22 protein-coding genes are annotated in these 16,813 nt (G+C 41.6%); 1 reads left to right on the forward strand and 21 read right to left on the reverse strand.

The features are described 5' to 3' along the window. Positions 1-9: 9 nt before the first annotated feature. Together M2353_RS17490 and M2353_RS17495 are read right to left on the reverse strand one after the other, a co-directional pair. Positions 10-744, reverse strand: a complete 735-nt coding sequence (locus M2353_RS17490) for a YwmB family TATA-box binding protein (RefSeq protein WP_284725805.1) — start codon at positions 742-744, stop codon at positions 10-12. A 128-nt stretch (positions 745-872) separates the two neighbouring features. Then, positions 873-1,103 (reverse strand): DUF1146 family protein, encoded by a 231-nt coding sequence (locus M2353_RS17495; RefSeq protein ID WP_025208130.1) that lies wholly within the window; start codon positions 1,101-1,103, stop codon positions 873-875. 170 nt (positions 1,104-1,273) lie between these two features. On the opposite strand from M2353_RS17495, the gene M2353_RS17500 reads away from it, so the two are divergent. Then, complete coding sequence (locus M2353_RS17500; protein WP_035389791.1) at positions 1,274-1,750, forward strand: hypothetical protein; 477 nt, start codon at positions 1,274-1,276, stop codon at positions 1,748-1,750. A gap of 42 nt (positions 1,751-1,792) precedes the next feature. Here M2353_RS17500 and M2353_RS17505 read toward each other — a convergent pair whose 3' ends face one another. The 19 genes from M2353_RS17505 to M2353_RS17595 form a co-directional block, all read right to left on the reverse strand. After that, positions 1,793-2,188, reverse strand: a complete 396-nt coding sequence (locus M2353_RS17505) for a F0F1 ATP synthase subunit epsilon (RefSeq protein ID WP_008343393.1) — start codon at positions 2,186-2,188, stop codon at positions 1,793-1,795. Between the two features lie 24 nt (positions 2,189-2,212). Next, a complete protein-coding gene (gene atpD, locus M2353_RS17510; protein ID WP_008343395.1) occupies positions 2,213-3,634 on the reverse strand; it encodes a F0F1 ATP synthase subunit beta in 1,422 nt (473 codons plus the stop codon). Between the two features lie 24 nt (positions 3,635-3,658). Beyond that, positions 3,659-4,525: a F0F1 ATP synthase subunit gamma gene (locus M2353_RS17515; protein ID WP_007497628.1), complete on the reverse strand. Its 867-nt coding sequence runs from the start codon at positions 4,523-4,525 to the stop codon at positions 3,659-3,661. Between the two features lie 88 nt (positions 4,526-4,613). After that, a complete protein-coding gene (atpA, locus tag M2353_RS17520; RefSeq protein ID WP_008343398.1) occupies positions 4,614-6,122 on the reverse strand; it encodes a F0F1 ATP synthase subunit alpha in 1,509 nt (502 codons plus the stop codon). Between the two features lie 16 nt (positions 6,123-6,138). Beyond that, a complete protein-coding gene (locus tag M2353_RS17525) occupies positions 6,139-6,684 on the reverse strand; it encodes a F0F1 ATP synthase subunit delta (RefSeq protein WP_007497632.1) in 546 nt (181 codons plus the stop codon). Beyond that, positions 6,681-7,202, reverse strand: a complete 522-nt coding sequence (gene atpF / locus M2353_RS17530; protein WP_017360037.1) for a F0F1 ATP synthase subunit B — start codon at positions 7,200-7,202, stop codon at positions 6,681-6,683. The genes M2353_RS17525 and atpF overlap by 4 nt, the downstream gene beginning before the upstream one ends. A 120-nt stretch (positions 7,203-7,322) precedes the next feature. Next, complete coding sequence (atpE, locus tag M2353_RS17535) at positions 7,323-7,535, reverse strand: F0F1 ATP synthase subunit C (RefSeq protein WP_003214968.1); 213 nt, start codon at positions 7,533-7,535, stop codon at positions 7,323-7,325. Positions 7,536-7,583: 48 nt separating this feature from the next. Further along, positions 7,584-8,318 (reverse strand): F0F1 ATP synthase subunit A, encoded by a 735-nt coding sequence (atpB, locus tag M2353_RS17540; protein ID WP_284725806.1) that lies wholly within the window; start codon positions 8,316-8,318, stop codon positions 7,584-7,586. Positions 8,319-8,325: 7 nt separating this feature from the next. Then, a complete protein-coding gene (locus M2353_RS17545; RefSeq protein ID WP_007497639.1) occupies positions 8,326-8,709 on the reverse strand; it encodes an ATP synthase subunit I in 384 nt (127 codons plus the stop codon). Between the two features lie 498 nt (positions 8,710-9,207). Further along, positions 9,208-9,837 (reverse strand): uracil phosphoribosyltransferase, encoded by a 630-nt coding sequence (gene upp, locus M2353_RS17550; RefSeq protein ID WP_003214553.1) that lies wholly within the window; start codon positions 9,835-9,837, stop codon positions 9,208-9,210. A 148-nt stretch (positions 9,838-9,985) separates the two neighbouring features. Beyond that, the gene (gene glyA, locus M2353_RS17555) at positions 9,986-11,233 is read right to left on the reverse strand and encodes a serine hydroxymethyltransferase (protein WP_024718755.1); all 1,248 of its coding nucleotides are present in this window, start codon (positions 11,231-11,233) and stop codon (positions 9,986-9,988) included. Between the two features lie 177 nt (positions 11,234-11,410). Further along, positions 11,411-11,950, reverse strand: a complete 540-nt coding sequence (locus tag M2353_RS17560) for a TIGR01440 family protein (protein WP_135009591.1) — start codon at positions 11,948-11,950, stop codon at positions 11,411-11,413. Positions 11,951-11,962: 12 nt separating this feature from the next. Continuing rightward, complete coding sequence (gene rpiB, locus M2353_RS17565) at positions 11,963-12,412, reverse strand: ribose 5-phosphate isomerase B (protein WP_003214714.1); 450 nt, start codon at positions 12,410-12,412, stop codon at positions 11,963-11,965. A gap of 141 nt (positions 12,413-12,553) precedes the next feature. Further along, positions 12,554-13,012, reverse strand: coding sequence for a low molecular weight protein arginine phosphatase (locus M2353_RS17570; protein ID WP_017360042.1), 459 nt, complete (start codon positions 13,010-13,012; stop codon positions 12,554-12,556). A 63-nt stretch (positions 13,013-13,075) separates the two neighbouring features. Continuing rightward, the gene (locus M2353_RS17575) at positions 13,076-13,630 is read right to left on the reverse strand and encodes a manganese efflux pump MntP (protein WP_025208133.1); all 555 of its coding nucleotides are present in this window, start codon (positions 13,628-13,630) and stop codon (positions 13,076-13,078) included. Positions 13,631-13,690: 60 nt separating this feature from the next. Beyond that, positions 13,691-14,743 carry an L-threonylcarbamoyladenylate synthase gene (locus tag M2353_RS17580; protein ID WP_284725807.1) on the reverse strand — a complete coding sequence of 351 codons (1,053 nt, stop codon included), beginning with the start codon at positions 14,741-14,743 and terminating at the stop codon, positions 13,691-13,693. Positions 14,744-14,904: 161 nt separating this feature from the next. Beyond that, positions 14,905-15,348, reverse strand: a complete 444-nt coding sequence (locus M2353_RS17585) for a GNAT family N-acetyltransferase (protein ID WP_007497650.1) — start codon at positions 15,346-15,348, stop codon at positions 14,905-14,907. Positions 15,349-15,411: 63 nt separating this feature from the next. Next, positions 15,412-16,062, reverse strand: a complete 651-nt coding sequence (gene spoIIR, locus M2353_RS17590; protein WP_017360045.1) for a stage II sporulation protein R — start codon at positions 16,060-16,062, stop codon at positions 15,412-15,414. Positions 16,063-16,226: 164 nt separating this feature from the next. Further along, a complete protein-coding gene (locus tag M2353_RS17595; RefSeq protein WP_019743247.1) occupies positions 16,227-16,706 on the reverse strand; it encodes a hypothetical protein in 480 nt (159 codons plus the stop codon). Positions 16,707-16,813 lie beyond the last annotated feature (107 nt).

Genomic DNA, 16,813 nt, shown 5'->3' on the forward strand with positions numbered 1-16,813 from the left:
TTCTCTATATTAATATTCAGTCGTTACGATTGGTGTGCCAACCGTAATCGTATGATTTTCGTTCATTTCCGAACTTCTGATGGCAATTTGAACATTCATTTTATCATTTGAAGTCATAATGAACTGTTCCCACTTCTCTGTGTAAGCGGAAAGCGACACAAAATTAGACTCAACGAGATACTCAACAGGTTTTGCTTGAAATTCATTTGCTATCATTTCAGCTTTTTTTTGCAAAACAACATCCATCATACCATTTACATGACCATCGAGACAAGTAAAAATCACAAATTTTTCTTGTAATATGCTTTTTGCATGACGTACGAACTGATCATATGTATGCTCCCAAGTATTCAGTGGGTGAGCACCTTTTTGCTCATATAATAAATACGACTTTTGGTTTGATTTTGTGTCGGTCTTCACGAGTAAAATTTTCGATAATGTATCATTTTTTTCATCTTTGTAAATTCCTGTGACTTTGGTGATATGTTTCTCTTTTTTTTCGGTCCACTCATACTGTCGTAGTTCGTCTTTCAAACGTTTCACTTTTTTTGAAAATTGTTCGGATGAAATGTCTATATTTGTTTTGGCATGAAGCGTCCATCCACTTACTTCGATTTGCTGGTTTTTCATACCTTCTGCTATTTGGGCGAGCGTGGACGTTTCTTCCGCCCGAACACCTTGAATCATCAGAACAAAAAAAAGAATAAATGCAAATAATGGCCAACCTTTTAAATACTTTCTCACTTGTCATTCCCCCTTGCTACAAGTGTTGCCGCAAGGAGATCAATGCATACGTGGAAAAGTCATCAAAGGCCATATTTTTGACACTTCTTTTTACGTTCCCGCAGAAGGCAGTGACCAAACCTTTTATGTTAAAACATATAAGGGATTTGTCTGGAGAAATTTAAATAATCAAGGAAGAAATTGCTGACTGCCGATGCAATAGCAATCGTGATCAGCATCATGAGCAATCTAGCTTGAATAATTTTTCCTTTTTTAATCAGTGGATCGATATTCACCGCAAGCAATGCCCACCACGTAATGGCGATAAAAAATAGGTGGATCACAATACTAACAATTGCTTGTTGTCCTACGTCTTCCATACACTTGAATCCTCCTTTTATTGATTTCTGTAAAGGAAAACTCCCTTTCATTATATCCTCCAAAATCGGAAAGATGAATCATTTGGAAAAAAGAGCTACATTTAGAGTGAATCCCCTCTTATTCTGATGCGAAGGAGATGATATACTGCGGTGGAAGGAGCTGATCATATTTGAAAGATTCTTTTCCTGACTTTGTTGATTTGTACGGAGAACTGGTTCCCTCATTTGAACATGAATGGGAAGCCATTGCTTTCTACTTTGATTATAGACAGACACAGCTAGAAGAATTAGCACAATTGTGTCATTTTCATAACATTTCTTTGGATTACTCAGAGGAAAGCCTTTATCAGTTAGAGTCATTATACTTCGATGCCTTCCGTCAGCAGCTTTTTGCTGAGTGGAAAATGCCAATAGATGCATTAGAAGCGATGATGAGTGTGTATTTAGGAGAGGTTATCATCCGTCATCATTCAGATGCTGATTGGGTCGTGCGGCCTTATATGGACTCTTCGCACCAATATACGCTTGGCTTACGCAGAAACAATAAAACATGGCATTGCAGTACGCAATTTTGCGAGCAGTTATATCTAGAAAAGCAAGCATCTCATCCTTATGTGTCGATGTATCAATCTCTCATGTCATCCTAAAAAAAATCCTTCTTATCACAGTGATAAGAAGGATTTTCTGTTTTATTTCCCTGCTACATTTAAACGGTTTAATGCCCGTTTTAATGCGAGTTCCGCCCTGCGTACATCACTTTCATTCGGGTGGTTCAAATGCTCTTCAGCACGCTGTTTCGCTGATTTTGCACGATCTACATCAACTTTGTCTGATGTTTCAGCAGCCTGAGCAAGAATGGTTACTTTTTCGGGGCGAACTTCAACAAATCCACCGCTTACTGCAACCAATTCAGTTGATCCACTATGTTTTAAGCGAACTGCACCGATTTTTAGCGGAGCAACCATTGGAACGTGGCCAGCTAAAATCCCAAGCTCACCGCTTTCTGCTCTTACACTGACCATTTCCACATCCGCTTCATACACTGGGCCGTCGGGAGTAACGATATTGACTTGAACGGTCTTCATGCTTTTACCCTCCTAAGGACCAGATTAGGCCTCTACACCCATCTCTTTGGCTTTTTCAACCACTTCTTCAATGCGGCCGACTAAGCGGAATGCATCTTCTGGAAGGTGATCGTATTTACCAGATAAGATTTCCTTGAAGCCTTTAACAGTTTCTTGTAATGGCACATAAGAACCTTTTTGGCCAGTGAACTGTTCTGCTACGTGGAAGTTTTGAGATAGGAAGAATTGAACACGACGAGCTCTGTGTACCACAAGCTTATCGTCCTCAGATAATTCATCCATACCTAAAATGGCAATGATATCTTGCAATTCTTTATAACGCTGCAATGTTTGCTGAACTTCACGCGCGATCGCATAATGCTCTTCGCCAACAATCTCAGGTGCAAGGGCACGAGATGTTGAAGCAAGTGGATCTACCGCTGGGTAAATCCCCATCTCTGTCAACTTACGCTCAAGGTTTGTCGTTGCATCAAGGTGAGCGAACGTTGTAGCTGGAGCTGGATCTGTATAGTCATCCGCAGGTACATAGATCGCTTGAATCGATGTAACCGATCCTACGTTTGTAGACGTGATACGCTCTTGAAGCTGACCCATTTCTGTTGCAAGAGTTGGCTGATAACCTACCGCTGAAGGCATACGTCCAAGAAGGGCTGATACTTCAGAACCTGCTTGTGTAAAACGATAGATGTTATCGATGAAGAACAATACGTCTTGACCTTGTTCATCACGGAAATGCTCTGCCATTGTCAAACCAGTTAGAGCTACACGCATACGTGCACCTGGTGGCTCGTTCATTTGGCCGAAGACCATCGCTGTTTTTTCGATAACGCCAGAATCTTTCATTTCGTAGTAAAGGTCATTTCCTTCACGTGTACGCTCTCCAACACCAGCGAATACAGAAATACCGCCGTGTTCTTGTGCGATGTTGTTGATCAATTCTTGAATCAGAACGGTTTTACCAACACCGGCTCCACCGAATAGACCGATCTTTCCACCTTTGATGTAAGGAGCAAGAAGGTCAACAACTTTGATACCTGTTTCAAGAATTTCAACTTCTGTAGAAAGTTGATCAAAAGAAGGCGCTTGTCTGTGGATTGGGTCTCTTTGCGCTTCCACACCAAGTGGCTCATCTAAGTCAATGTTATCTCCCAGTACGTTGAATACACGTCCAAGTGTTACGTTACCAACTGGTACTGAAATTGGTTTTCCAAGGTCTACAGCTTCCATACCGCGCTTCACACCGTCTGTTGATGCCATTGCGATGGTTCTCACTGTATCATCACCTAAATGTAGTGCTACTTCTAAAGTTAAGTCGATATCAACTTCACTTTCGCTTTCCGCTTTATGCGAAACTTTGATCGCATTATAAATCTCAGGCAAGTGACCGTCTTCAAAACGAACGTCTACGACTGGTCCCATGATCTGACTGATGCGTCCTGTTTTCATTGCATTCCCTCCTGACAATTATTTCTATTCTAAGGCAGCTGCTCCGCCGACAATTTCTGTAATCTCTTGTGTAATCGCTGCTTGACGAGCACGGTTGTAAGAGAGTGTCAGGCTGTCGATCAATTCTTTTGCGTTGTCTGTTGCACTCTTCATTGCTGTCATCCTTGCAGCATGTTCACTTGCTTTGCTGTCAAGAAGCGCACCGAAAATCAAACTCTCTGCATATTGAGGAAGGAGAACTTCAAGAATTTCTTCTTCAGAAGGCTCAAACTCATAAGATGCGGAACGTTTATTTGGTGTCGCTGCGGCCGAAAGGTCCGTTAGCGGCAATAATTTTTTCTCTGTTACTTCTTGTGAAATGGCACTGACGAAATGGTTATAGAACATGTAAAGCTCATCAAACGCTTCATCAGAGAACATTTGTACTGTACTGCTTGCTAATTCTTTAATATCAGCAAACGCTACTTCGTCTCCAAGCCCTGTGACTTCAGAAATAACTGGAATACCACGCTTTTTGAAGAAGTCGCGTCCGATTTTACCAATCACAATCACCGCATATTCATCAGCAGATTGATGTCGAGATTGAATGGCTTGGTAAGCGGCACGTAAAATCGAGCTGTTAAAAGGTCCTGCAAGTCCTCGATCAGATGTAATGACGAGATACCCTGTTTTCTTAACAGGTCTTGAAAGAAGCATTGGGTGCTTAGCACTTGTTCCAGTTGCGATTGCCGCAACGACTTCTTGGATTTTCTCCATATAAGGAACAAAGGACTTCGCATTATTTTCAGCACGATTCAGTTTCGCAGCTGATACCATTTGCATCGCTTTTGTGATCTGACTCGATTTTTTTGTTGACGTGATCCTTGACTTAATATCGCGTAATGAGGCCAAAGATTTCACCACCTTTTTTCAGGAATCCGTGTTCATTTACGTGAAAAGAGAGAAAAAGAGAATCTTTTTCTCTCGGAAAGATTACTAATTAGTTGCTTGGTGCAAACGTACGTTTAAAGCCTTCGATCGCTGCTTTCCACTCTTCATCAGCAGGCATGTTTCCTGTTTGAGAGATTGTGTCAAACAAGTCTTTATGGTTTTCTTCAATGTACATGAATAACTCAGCTTCAAAGCGTTTGACATCAGCAATCGCTACATCATCTAAGTATCCTCTTGTCAGTGCATAAAGAATCGCTACTTGTTTTTCAACTTTCAGCGGCTTGTTCAAGTCTTGTTTTAAGACTTCAACTGTTCTAGCACCACGGTTTAATTTGGCTTGAGTCGCTTGGTCTAGATCAGATCCAAACTGAGCGAATGCTTCAAGCTCACGATAAGAAGCAAGATCCAGACGAAGTGTACCTGCTACCTTTTTCATCGCTTTGATTTGTGCAGAACCACCTACACGAGATACAGACAATCCTGCGTTTACCGCTGGACGTACGCCTGAGAAGAAGAGGTCAGATTGTAAGAAGATCTGTCCATCTGTGATTGAGATAACGTTTGTTGGGATATATGCAGAGATATCACCAGCTTGCGTTTCTACGAAAGGCAATGCTGTGATAGAACCGCCACCCTTTTCATCACTAAGCTTCGCTGCACGCTCTAATAAACGAGAGTGAAGATAGAAAACATCACCAGGGAATGCTTCACGACCTGGAGGACGACGAAGCAATAATGAAAGCTCACGGTAAGCTGCCGCTTGTTTAGAAAGGTCATCATACACAACAAGCACATGCTTGCCGTTATACATGAATTCCTCACCCATCGTTACACCTGCATAAGGAGCAAGGTAAAGAAGTGGGGCTGGCTGTGATGCAGAAGCTGTGACAACGATTGTGTAGTCAAGCGCACCATGCTTACGAAGTGTTTCAACAACACCACGAACAGTTGATTCTTTTTGTCCGATCGCTACATAGATACAGATCATGTCTTGATCTTTTTGGTTCAGGATCGTATCGATTGCAACAGATGTTTTACCTGTTTGACGGTCCCCAATGATCAATTCACGCTGTCCGCGTCCGATTGGAATCAAGGCATCAATTGCTTTAATTCCCGTTTGAAGCGGCTCATGTACCGATTTACGATCCATAACGCCTGGTGCTTCACTTTCGATTGGACGTGTTTTGCTTGTTAAAATTGGACCTAGTCCATCAACAGGCTGACCAAGTGGGTTCACAATACGTCCGATTAACTCTTCTCCTACTGGAACCTCCATGATACGACCTGTACGTTTTACGTCGTCACCTTCACGGATATCTTTGTAAGGTCCTAAGATTACGATACCTACGTTAGACTCCTCAAGGTTTTGAGCCATACCCATTACACCGTTAGAGAACTCAACAAGCTCTCCTGCCATAATGTTGTCAAGGCCATGTACACGCGCGATACCGTCCCCTACTTGAATGACTGTACCGACATCTTTTACTTCAATTTCAGATTGATAGTTTTGGATTTGCTGCTTTATCAGCGCGCTAATCTCTTCAGCTTTGATACTCACTAAGGTTTCACCCCTTCTAACGATTTTCGCCTGCAAGCTGACGTTCAATGCGGGAAAGCTTTCCGCTGACACTGCCGTCATAAATGCGGTTTCCGATACGGATTTTCACTCCGCCTATTAGATCCTTGTCAATCACGTTTTCTACACGCAGTGATGTGACTCCGGCTTTTTTGGCAAATACTTCAGATAAAGATTGAATTTCAGCTCCGCTGAGCGGTTTCACTGAATACACGATCGCATCGTCTATTTGTTTCGTACGGTTTGCAAGTTTCACAAACTCAGACGCCATTTCAGGAAAAATATTCGTGCGTCCGCGGTCAATCAGTAAATACATTGTGTGCAAAACATATGTCGAAACACCTTTGAAAGCTTCTGCAATCAGATGTTTCTTTTTGTCTGCCGTAATCTTCGGATGAACAAGAAAGTCATTTAATTCTTGGTCAGCCTTGAGAACTTTTTTGATCTCATTCAGCTCTTTTTCAGTTTCGTCTACTGCCGAAGAAGCAAGAACGATGTCAAAAAGAGCAGAAGCGTAACGCTTAGAGACAATAGTCACGCTCATCGGCTTTCGCCTGCCTCTTTAAGATACTCTTGGATCAATTTCTCTTGTGCTTGCTCATCAAGTTCTTTTTCAATCACTTTAGAAGCAATTAATACAGAAAGTGATGCAACTTGCTCGCGCAGTGCAGCCACAGCTTGTTCTTTTTCTTTCACGATTTCAGTTCTAGCAGACTCTTTCAAGCGTTCTGATTCTTGACGTGCTGCTTGAATGATGTCTTCTTTTTGTTTCTCACCAATCTTTTTCGCATTTTCGATGAGTGTATGTGATTCTTCGCGTGCTTCTTTCAATAAGACACGTTGTTCTTCAAGAAGCTTTTCAGCTTGAACGTGCTTTTCTTCAGCACTTGAAATTTCATTTCCTATATAATCTTCACGCTGTTTCATAATCCCTAATAAAGGCTTAAGCGCAAATTTCTTTAAAAGTGCAAGCAGGATGAGCATAGCGATTAGCTGGAACAACATATCCCCAGCGTTAAAACTTAAGCCCCCTGCTCCTAAAACCACTGGTAACTGAGACATTTAGTACGGCAACTCCCTTCTTTAAATAATATGTTAAGAAACAAAACATAAAGGAATGGCGAAGTTTCGAACTAATCTGATCTTCGCCATTAAAATTCATATTAGAACGCTTCTCACATATTAACCAAAGAATGCCAAGAATGCGATAACGACAGCGATAATTGGAAGTGCCTCAACTAAAGCTACCCCGATGAACATAAGTGTTCTTAGTTCTCTACCAGCTTCTGGCTGACGAGCGATTCCTTCAACTGTTTTAGATACGATTAGACCGTTACCAATACCTGCTCCTAGTGCTCCTAAACCGATTGCAATTGCTGCTGCTATTAAATTCATTAAAAAGCTCCTCCTTTAAAATAACGTCCATTTTGGACTCTCAATTTTTTAGTGTTCGTCGCTGACTTTATGGGAGATATACACCATTGTCAGCATGGTGAAGATAAATGCCTGGATGGTTCCGACAAACAAACTGAATGCCTGCCATACAATCATTGGCACGATGGCACCTAATGTACCAACAATACCTAGTGCAATGTTTTGCGTGTAGAAATTAGTTGCAAGTCCTGCAAGTAAACCAAGAAGAATCTCTCCAGCGAAAATATTTCCATAAAGACGCAAACCAAGTGTTAACGTGTTTGCAAATTCTTCAATGATTTTCAGCGGTACTAAAAGTGGGATTGGTCTAAAGTAGTCTTTTGTATATTCCTTGACTCCTTTTGCTTTAACACCATAGTAGTGTGTCAATCCCATGACCATAACCGCTAGTGTCATTGTGATTGCAGGATCAGCAGTTGGTGATTTCCACCATAAATTGTGATCGACCGTAATCGAGAATGGCAGTCCAAGCATGTTTGAAACAAATATGTACATGAGTAATGTAACGCCAAGCGCTAGAAATGGGGCTCCTGTTTTCATGTCCATCGAACTACCTATGATATTTCGAACAAAATCAACAATCCATTCCATGAAGTTCTGCGCCTTTGTCGGACGAATAGCCAGAACACGAGTAGTCAGCACCGCTATGAGAAGAACGATGATACTAGCAATCGTAATCATGAGAACATTGGATAAGTTGAACGTTAACCCTAAAAATTCTGTAGTTTTTGAACTGTGACCCAAAGAGTATTCACCTCTCTTCCATAGTAGAACGTTTAAGTTGAATGAAGGAATCTATCATAATGACAGGATATATTGTCATTAATCCTATAACAACACCTGCCAGATGAACTTCGTTAGGGTAACGCCAAGCAATCGCTACTGCGAGAATTGCGTTGGCCCACCTGGCTGTACTTCCCATTGAACGAATAGATTTTCCTTTTTTAACTGCTCGATCAAAAGCATGCATTCTCCGAATAAGCAGGAATAAATTAAAGAAAGCAAAAATTGTGCCGATAATGAAACCAAGAAACAGTGGTTTAAAACCAGGCATGGCATAGCCAAACACAAAAATTGCCAATAAATAGAACATATATTTACTCTGTCTGCGGAAAATGACGTTTGGATCGTTCATTCATCTGACTCCCGATGAAAAATATTGTAAAAAAGGTGATAAATGGTGATGAAAACTGCGTAGAAGACGCTTATGATAAGCCGTCCTGTTTGAAAAAAATCAATCACCCATCGGTCTAATTGTGCAATCAGACTTGAAATCTTTAGATCTATGGGATTCTGCTTCATTCGCTGATACAAACCCTGATTATTAAAGGGTTCACAATGAGGATTAGTAGAGTGCTATAGGCTATGAAAACCTTACCATAATACCCTCGTTTAGCATACAATAGCGTCTATGATGTGTCAATCCGTTGAAAGTTAAAAAACTTTTCTATAATGAGAGAGCACACAAAATGTTCACAATTTCATCAAACTTTAGGAGAGTTGTGACATTCATTCAAAAAAACTGCTAATGTTCAGTATACATTGATTTTTCTAAGAACGATATCAACCGTTTGTCATATTTTTCAAAAAAGCCCACATGCACGTTTGCATGTGGGCTTTTCATGAATCATTCTTATTTTGTTCCATACATACGGTCACCAGCATCACCAAGACCTGGGATGATGTAACCTTTTTCGTTTAACTTCTCATCTAATGCTGCAATGTAGATATCAACATCTGGATGATGTTTTTGCATTTCTTCTACACCTTCTGGCGCAGCAATCAGACACATGAAGCGGATGTTTTTCGCACCGCGTTTTTTCAAGCTGTTTAATGCTTCTACTGCTGATCCGCCCGTTGCAAGCATTGGGTCTACTACGATAAATTCACGCTCTTCCACATCAGATGGAAGCTTCACATAATATTCAACAGGCTTTAATGTCTTCGGATCACGGTATAAACCGACATGTCCCACTTTGGCAGCTGGAATGAGTTTCAAAATCCCGTCTACCATTCCAAGACCTGCTCTTAAAATCGGCACAACTCCGAGTTTTTTACCTGAGATCACGTTTGATTTAGCGACTTGTACAGGTGTTTCTACATCTACCTCTTCAAGCGGTAAGTCTCTTGTGATTTCAAATGCCATTAATGTTGCGACTTCATCCACTAGCTCTCTAAATTCTTTTGTTCCTGTATGAACGTCACGAATATATGTAAGTTTGTGCTGAATAAGCGGGTGATCAAATACATAAACCTTTGCCATTGCTTGCTACAACTCCTTTTCTGTCATCTTCCGGTGAACTTTGCACACTTCCTACAATTCTACATAAAAAGACATCATCTTTCAATATGATTCGCAAATCCTACAAAAAAAAACCCACATGCCAAAAATAGGCAAATGGGTCTGCATCTTAATAATCTAATTCTTGATATAGAGGGAAACGAGCTGTCAGATCAGATACACGCTTTTTCGCCTCTTCTAATTTCGCTTCATCTTCATGATGTTTCAGAGCAAGCGCAATAATGGAACCGACTTCTTTCATCGCTTCTTGATCGAAGCCACGGCTTGTCACTGCTGCTGTACCTACACGTACACCACTAGTAACAAATGGTTTCTCTGGATCATATGGAATTGCATTTTTGTTCACCGTGATACCAATTTCATCAAGAACATTTTCTGCAATTTTCCCCGTAATGCCAAGAGAGCGCAAGTCGATGAGAACAAGATGGTTATCTGTTCCACCAGATACAAGCTGAATATCCTCAGATAAAAGTGTTTCAGCTAGTTGTTTTGCGTTATCAATCACGTTTTGTGCATATGTTTTGAAATCTCCGTTCAATACTTCACCGAAAGAAACAGCTTTTGCAGAGATCACATGCATGAGTGGTCCACCTTGAATACCAGGGAAGATCGATTTGTCGATCTTTTTACCAAACTCTTCACGGCATAGAATCATTCCGCCGCGAGGTCCGCGCAATGTTTTGTGAGTTGTCGTTGTCACAAAATCAGCGTAAGGAACTGGATTTGGATGAAGACCTGCTGCAACAAGACCCGCGATGTGAGCCATGTCCACCATAAAGTAAGCACCGACTTCATCGGCAATTTCACGGAACTTTTTGAAATCAATTTGACGTGGGTAAGCACTTGCCCCCGCTACGATTAGTTTCGGCTTATGCTCACGTGCTTTTTCAAGCACATCTTGGTAGTCGATATGTTGTGTTTCTTTATCTACACCGTATTCTACAAAGTTGTACTGTACGCCGCTAAAGTTTACAGGGCTTCCATGTGTTAAATGCCCGCCATGTGATAAGTTCATGCCTAGCACTGTATCGCCATGCTCAAGGATTGTAAAGTATACGGCCATATTCGCTTGAGCTCCTGAGTGAGGCTGTACGTTCACATACTCAGCGCCAAAAATTTCTTTTGCGCGGTCACGTGCGATATCTTCTACAACGTCTACATGTTCACAGCCGCCATAGTAGCGTTTACCAGGGTAACCTTCTGCATATTTGTTTGTTAAGACAGAGCCCTGCGCTTCCATGACTGCTTCGCTTACGAAGTTTTCTGATGCAATTAATTCGATTTTGTCCTGCTGGCGTTTCCGCTCTAGTTGAATTGCTTTGAATACTTGTGCGTCTTGCTCAGGTAAATGTTTCATCAGCGAAATCCTCTCCAATCTATTTCCATTCGATGTTTTCACCATCTCATTGTACACGGTTTTTGAGTAAAATGTAAAAGTTTTTTTTGGGAAATCGACTTCTTTTTTATGAAAACCCGAATATTCAAGGGGTGGAGCGTCTTCATCATTCAACATTATATTAGAAATATATCCGAACTATGATCTTGTATAAACGGCTCGTTCTCCGCCAATCAGCTTTGGACGAGTTTTTGCAAACGTCACATGTGCTTGTCCTAATTGATGACGGCTGAGACGGACCGGTACGGCTACCCGCTTTAAGTGCATGCCGATTAATGTATCACCGATATCAATCCCTGCATGTGCTGAAATGGATTCAACCAGCACAGGGTGTTCCATTTGCTGATACGCATGAGCCGCCATAGAACCACCCGCCTTACGGACAGGTACTGCCGCTACAATTTCTAAGTTAAGCCGGTACGCCACCTCTTCTTCCACAACGAGGGCACGATTCAAATGCTCGCAGCATTGGAAGGCCAATTCGATTCCTGTTTCGCGTCTCAGTTGATCGAGCTCTTGATAAATAGCTTCAGCAATTTGCTCACTTCCCGCTGTCCCAATGTGCTCGCCAGCCACTTCTGACGTACTGCAGCCAATCACTAAAATGTGGCCGGCTCGCAGTTCAACTGTTTGATGAAACTCTTTTAACATTTCAAGCCAATCTTGACCAATGTTCATGTTAAGCGCTCCTTACAGGTGCTTTTCTTCGTAATCAGCGATTTTACCAATCCGCACAGCATGACGTCCTGCAGTAAATTCTGTTGTCAGCCAAATGTGAGCAATCTCTCTTGCCAATCCTGGTCCAATGACTCGTTCTCCCATCGCAAGAACATTTGTATCGTTATGTTCTCTCGTCGCCTTTGCACTGAATGTATCATGCGCCAGTGCACAGCGGATGCCTTTCACTTTGTTTGCTGAAATGCTCATTCCGATACCTGTCCCGCAAATCAAAATGCCTCGATCGACTTCCCCGTTTGCCACCATATTGGCTACAGGAAAAGCATAGTCAGGGTAGTCTACAGAACCTGATCCACATTCACAACCCATATCAATGTATTCAATCTTTAATTCATCCATTAGTTGTTTGATTTCTTCACGAATATTCGTTCCGCCGTGATCGGATGCAATGGCTACTTTCATCGGGCAATTCCTCCTAAGGGTGAGTTAATCTGTCATGTCTTACATTCATTCTTTATTTACAGTTATATTTTAACCTCTGCCTAGTCATTTGCAAACAAAAGCAGAAAAACCGTTTACGCAACGGTTTTACAGGTTGTCCATTTATGAGGATTTGTGATCCTGTTTAAGCTTTTTAGCAAGTTGATACAATAGCGTTTCTAGTTCATCTCGTGTCTCCTGATAAATGGAGAGACTCCCTCCAAATGGATCCGACACGTCACCTTCTGATCCTGTCGCAAATTCTTTTAGAGTGAAGACCTTGTCTTTCACATGAGCATATTGCTCCACAATCAACTGCTTATGCTGAATCGTCATGGTGAAGACATAATCTGCTTCATGAAGAAGTTCTTCTGTTAGTTTAGACGATGAGTGATTCAGTGGAATGCTTTTCTCAAATAATGCTTCGACTGCTTGAGGAGAAGCCTTCCCTGCATCAGAGGCGAAGATGCCCGCTGATTTTACAGTGACCTGTAAGCCTTTTTCATCTGCAATGGAGGAAAAAAGGGCTTGAGCCATCGGACTTCTGCAAGTATTTCCCGTACAAACAAATAAGATATTCATCTTTCGACCTCCTTTTCTTCTATTATATAGCATTTCATTCTACATGTTATGTAAGGAGACTGGCTAGAGCGGAAATAATAATTTGATTCCAAAGGCTAGTAAAATCAATCCGCCAAGCGCCCCGCTGTATGAACCTACCCATGACCGAACCTGTTTACCGAGTAATAATCCAAGCCATGTGAGCATCATACTAAAAAAGCCAAACAATAAAATGGTCATCAACACCCGAGAACCGTAAATCCCCAGGCTTAAGCCAACGGAAAAACTATCTAAACTCACACTTGTTGCAAAAAGAACGAGACCGGCCCCAACAGGTGCGATAAATGGCTTATCTTCTTTTCGGATAGAAGCGATGATCATTTGCAGACCCAGCACCAAAAGCAGCGCCCCGCCTATATAGGTTGCTAGGAGCCCAAGCCAGCCAGATAAAAGCTGACCTGTTAGCATGCCAAAAAGAGGCATAAACATATGAAATATCCCAATGACAAGTCCAATATAAAGGATCTGGCGGAATCTCAGCTGAATCATCCCCATGCCGAGTCCAACCGAAAAGGCATCCATTCCAAGTGCAAAAGCCATGATACTGAGTGTCAGCAATTCGCCAGCTAGTTCATTCATGTAAATCCCCCTTGGACACGCATTCTCCTTTAACCTATGTTTGTCCAAGAGAGGTTAGAACTATTTGAATGAAGAGAGAGTGCGCCCTCCTGCCGCTTTTTGCAGACGGTTCATGATCGCAGAACCAACTCCTTGCTCTGAGAAGGCTTCTGAAATGATCAAGTCTACATCCGTTTCATCAAATTGTCTCAGCACACGATATAAGTTTGCCGCAACCGTTTCAGGCTTTTCTCTCCATCCACAGCTAAAGATAACATCTGCCGCAAACCATTCCTTCTTTTCTTCTGTCGTCAGCACACCTACTTTTAGCCCTTCAGCTCGGTACTTCTGAATATGCAGCTGCATGTCTTCATCACTTCCATGAAATATATACATTTGTGCTTCAGGTGCATAATGTGTGTATTTCATTCCCGGCGATACTGGCGCCTCATCCTTTTTCGTCAGCCCTAGATCCATGTTGACTCTTCCTACGACCTCTTCTAACGCTTCTTTTGTAATACCCCCCGGCCTTAAGATCACTGGAATCTCGTCTATACAGGATACAACCGTTGACTCCACGCCAATACCTGTTGAACCACCATCGACAATGCCAGCAATTTTCCCATCAAGATCACTCGCGACATGATCCGCAAGTGTCGGCGACGGTTTTCCCGAACGGTTGGCACTAGGCGCGGCAATTGGCAGACCAGCTGCTCGAATGAGTTCAAGCGCAACAGGATGATCAGGCATTCTTACGCCTACTGTCGTTAAACCTGCCGTCACCTGCTTTGATAATGTGCCCGGCTTACAAGGTAGAACAATGGTGAGAGCGCCTGGCCAAAAGGCATCCATCAGCGCTGTTACTTTTTCATTTTCTATTTTCGCAAATTCGTGAAGCTGTTGAACGTCCGCAATATGAACAATCAACGGATTATCACTTGGGCGTCCTTTCGCTTCATAAATTTTCTTCACAGCCTCTGTCTCTTTTGCATTTGCCCCTAGTCCATACACCGTTTCTGTCGGAAAAGCGACCACTTCATTCTGCCGCAACAACAGAGCTGCTTGTTCAATTTGTGGATAGTATGTGGATAAATCCTTTTTTAAATCCACAGACCACCTTTTTGTATTTAACATCATACAAACTCCTTTTAAAAAAGATAAAACTGTTGATATATCTCAATTATCCTTTTGAAAGTATAAAAGATGATGCTAAATAAAACAAGCGTTGTCCACAATTTGTGGATAACGCTTGTTTTACAGTGGATAAGTATGTGAATAAGTCCGGTGTTTTGTGATTAACTCGCTGTTTTTTGCAGCACAACCGCCTGCTCTTTTCCCAACGACTCTTTTGCATGCGCAGATACCCACACACTTTCTGGGATTTCCTCTATAGGCGTAAAGCCCATCAGCGCTAAAAAATCATGCGAAGAGGAGTGATTGGCTACAACATAAAAGGTGTCCACACCTTGCTTTTCCCCTAGCGTTTGAACACTTTGGAACAGAGAAACGATATGCCCCTGACCAAGTTTATCTGATATCACAAGTGATCTTAGCAATCCTTCTTGTTCATTTAGTCGTTCAAGACCTAAACAGCCTGCAAGCTCACCGTCTGCATCTTCCATGACCACAAATGACGTACGCTCTGCAATCGTCACCCCGCCTTTCGCTTGGCCTTTTTCAAGAAAAGCATTAATGGCCGGGGCATCTTCTTCTGTCGCTATTCTTAATTGATAATACATGCTTTCACCTCTTTTTGTTCTCTTACTTCAACTCTATGAGGCAAAAACAGATTTAGACCTTTTTTAAGAGAAAAGACTAGAGACCCATTCGAACAGAAAGAATTTCACTTCACCCGTCTCTTCTTCTTTTACCACTTCATTGACAGATTCATTTGATGGCTCTGCGGCTACCTGCTCTTTATCATCTCCTTCTGGTGAGGCGATCGCTTCTCCGTTTGAAAAATCGATAAAGCAGAGAGGTGGGAATAACACACACCACCAATTGGCTCCGTCTCCTTCCCCTAACGTAATCAAAATGGCTTCATATTTCCCAGCAGGATAAACAAAGTTGCCATATAGCTTTGTTGGAAATGAGGCTTTTTGAAAGCTGACCGATACGGATTGATCAATGTGTTGTTCCTTTAATTTTGCTTTGGCAATACGATTGATGTCTGGAAGCTTTGAACGAATCACACGTCTAGCTTCTTCAATGGATGTGAGGTCTTTCACCCACTCCGTTATATTGGCATTGACCTCATCTCGAATACTTCGTTTCACATCTTGATCTGCCGACTGGTCACTGTTGGCTAAAATGCGTAAACGAATGGCTTCATCTGGAATCACAACAGGCTGATTGGCAGAAGCAGCCGCCGTCTCCTCTTTTCCAAGGTTTGCAAAAGCACCACATAATAATAGAAACATATAAAGACAAATCATCATTTTACTTTTGAACATAATGTGTTCCCCCCACTTTTTTCTCTTCGCTACAAACATTGTGTCCAGGAAACGCATCTCGTAAACAGCAAAAATGATTTTTTTAATAGATTATGAGTAAAAAACAACTACATGAGGTGAGCGAATCAATGTTTTTTCTGCATGCAAAAAAGCCATTCGACAACTTATGAACGGCTTTTTAGTGAGGATTGGTAATCGGACGGGTACAGTCTTCCATCCCAATCTCGGCTGATTTTTAATCCAGAATCTGTTTTGATAACTGTCATTGCACCTTTTTTCTCAATTTCCTTTTTGACCTTTCCTTTATGGTCAATAAATTGAATGATCATTTCATAGTCAAATTCAATCCTGTCATCGCTTTCATCTGAAGGTGTAAACGTAATTTTTTTCAGTTTAATTTGACAATCTTGATCTTTTGCTGCTTCTAATACACTTGGAAACATACTGTCTTCTGTATATTCTTGATATTCATGCTCGGTTAAATAATCCTTCAACTTCTCCTTCATGTCAGATAGGTCATCCGTCCGATTCACTGTGTATTGTGCTTTTTTATAGTTTTCCCCAAATGCTGCTGCTTCTTTTTTAAAGCTTGGTTTACCGCAAGCACTCACAATCAATAGTACACTGACGATGACCAACACCATCGCATACCTTCTGTTCACACCATTCGCTCCTTCAAAACAAATTTATGTAAAAAATCATGATCAGAATGTTCATTCTTCTATATATACGTTTCCCTTTTACCATAAGT

The organism is Bacillus aerius, from assembly GCF_029894105.1.
GTDB lineage: Bacteria > Bacillota > Bacilli > Bacillales > Bacillaceae > Bacillus > Bacillus altitudinis.

Coding starts and splice junctions, on each gene's coding strand:
- M2353_RS17595 (WP_019743247.1), bottom strand. CDS start 16,706: ATGGTGTTGGTCATCGTCAGTGTACTATTGATTGTGAGTGCTTGCGGT.
- atpF (WP_017360037.1), bottom strand. CDS start 7,202: ATGTCTCAGTTACCAGTGGTTTTAGGAGCAGGGGGCTTAAGTTTTAAC.
- M2353_RS17545 (WP_007497639.1), bottom strand. CDS start 8,709: ATGAACGATCCAAACGTCATTTTCCGCAGACAGAGTAAATATATGTTC.
- M2353_RS17575 (WP_025208133.1), bottom strand. CDS start 13,630: ATGAATGAACTAGCTGGCGAATTGCTGACACTCAGTATCATGGCTTTT.
- M2353_RS17580 (WP_284725807.1), bottom strand. CDS start 14,743: ATGTTAAATACAAAAAGGTGGTCTGTGGATTTAAAAAAGGATTTATCC.
- M2353_RS17505 (WP_008343393.1), bottom strand. CDS start 2,188: ATGAAGACCGTTCAAGTCAATATCGTTACTCCCGACGGCCCAGTGTAT.
- M2353_RS17570 (WP_017360042.1), bottom strand. CDS start 13,012: ATGAATATCTTATTTGTTTGTACGGGAAATACTTGCAGAAGTCCGATG.
- M2353_RS17560 (WP_135009591.1), bottom strand. CDS start 11,950: ATGAACATTGGTCAAGATTGGCTTGAAATGTTAAAAGAGTTTCATCAA.
- atpE (WP_003214968.1), bottom strand. CDS start 7,535: ATGAATTTAATAGCAGCAGCAATTGCAATCGGTTTAGGAGCACTAGGA.
- M2353_RS17585 (WP_007497650.1), bottom strand. CDS start 15,348: ATGTATTATCAATTAAGAATAGCGACAGAAGAAGATGCCCCGGCCATT.
- glyA (WP_024718755.1), bottom strand. CDS start 11,233: ATGAAACATTTACCTGAGCAAGACGCACAAGTATTCAAAGCAATTCAA.
- M2353_RS17525 (WP_007497632.1), bottom strand. CDS start 6,684: ATGAGCGTGACTATTGTCTCTAAGCGTTACGCTTCTGCTCTTTTTGAC.
- rpiB (WP_003214714.1), bottom strand. CDS start 12,412: ATGAAAGTAGCCATTGCATCCGATCACGGCGGAACGAATATTCGTGAA.
- atpD (WP_008343395.1), bottom strand. CDS start 3,634: ATGAAAACAGGACGCATCAGTCAGATCATGGGACCAGTCGTAGACGTT.
- upp (WP_003214553.1), bottom strand. CDS start 9,837: ATGGCAAAGGTTTATGTATTTGATCACCCGCTTATTCAGCACAAACTT.
- spoIIR (WP_017360045.1), bottom strand. CDS start 16,062: ATGTTCAAAAGTAAAATGATGATTTGTCTTTATATGTTTCTATTATTA.
- M2353_RS17495 (WP_025208130.1), bottom strand. CDS start 1,103: ATGGAAGACGTAGGACAACAAGCAATTGTTAGTATTGTGATCCACCTA.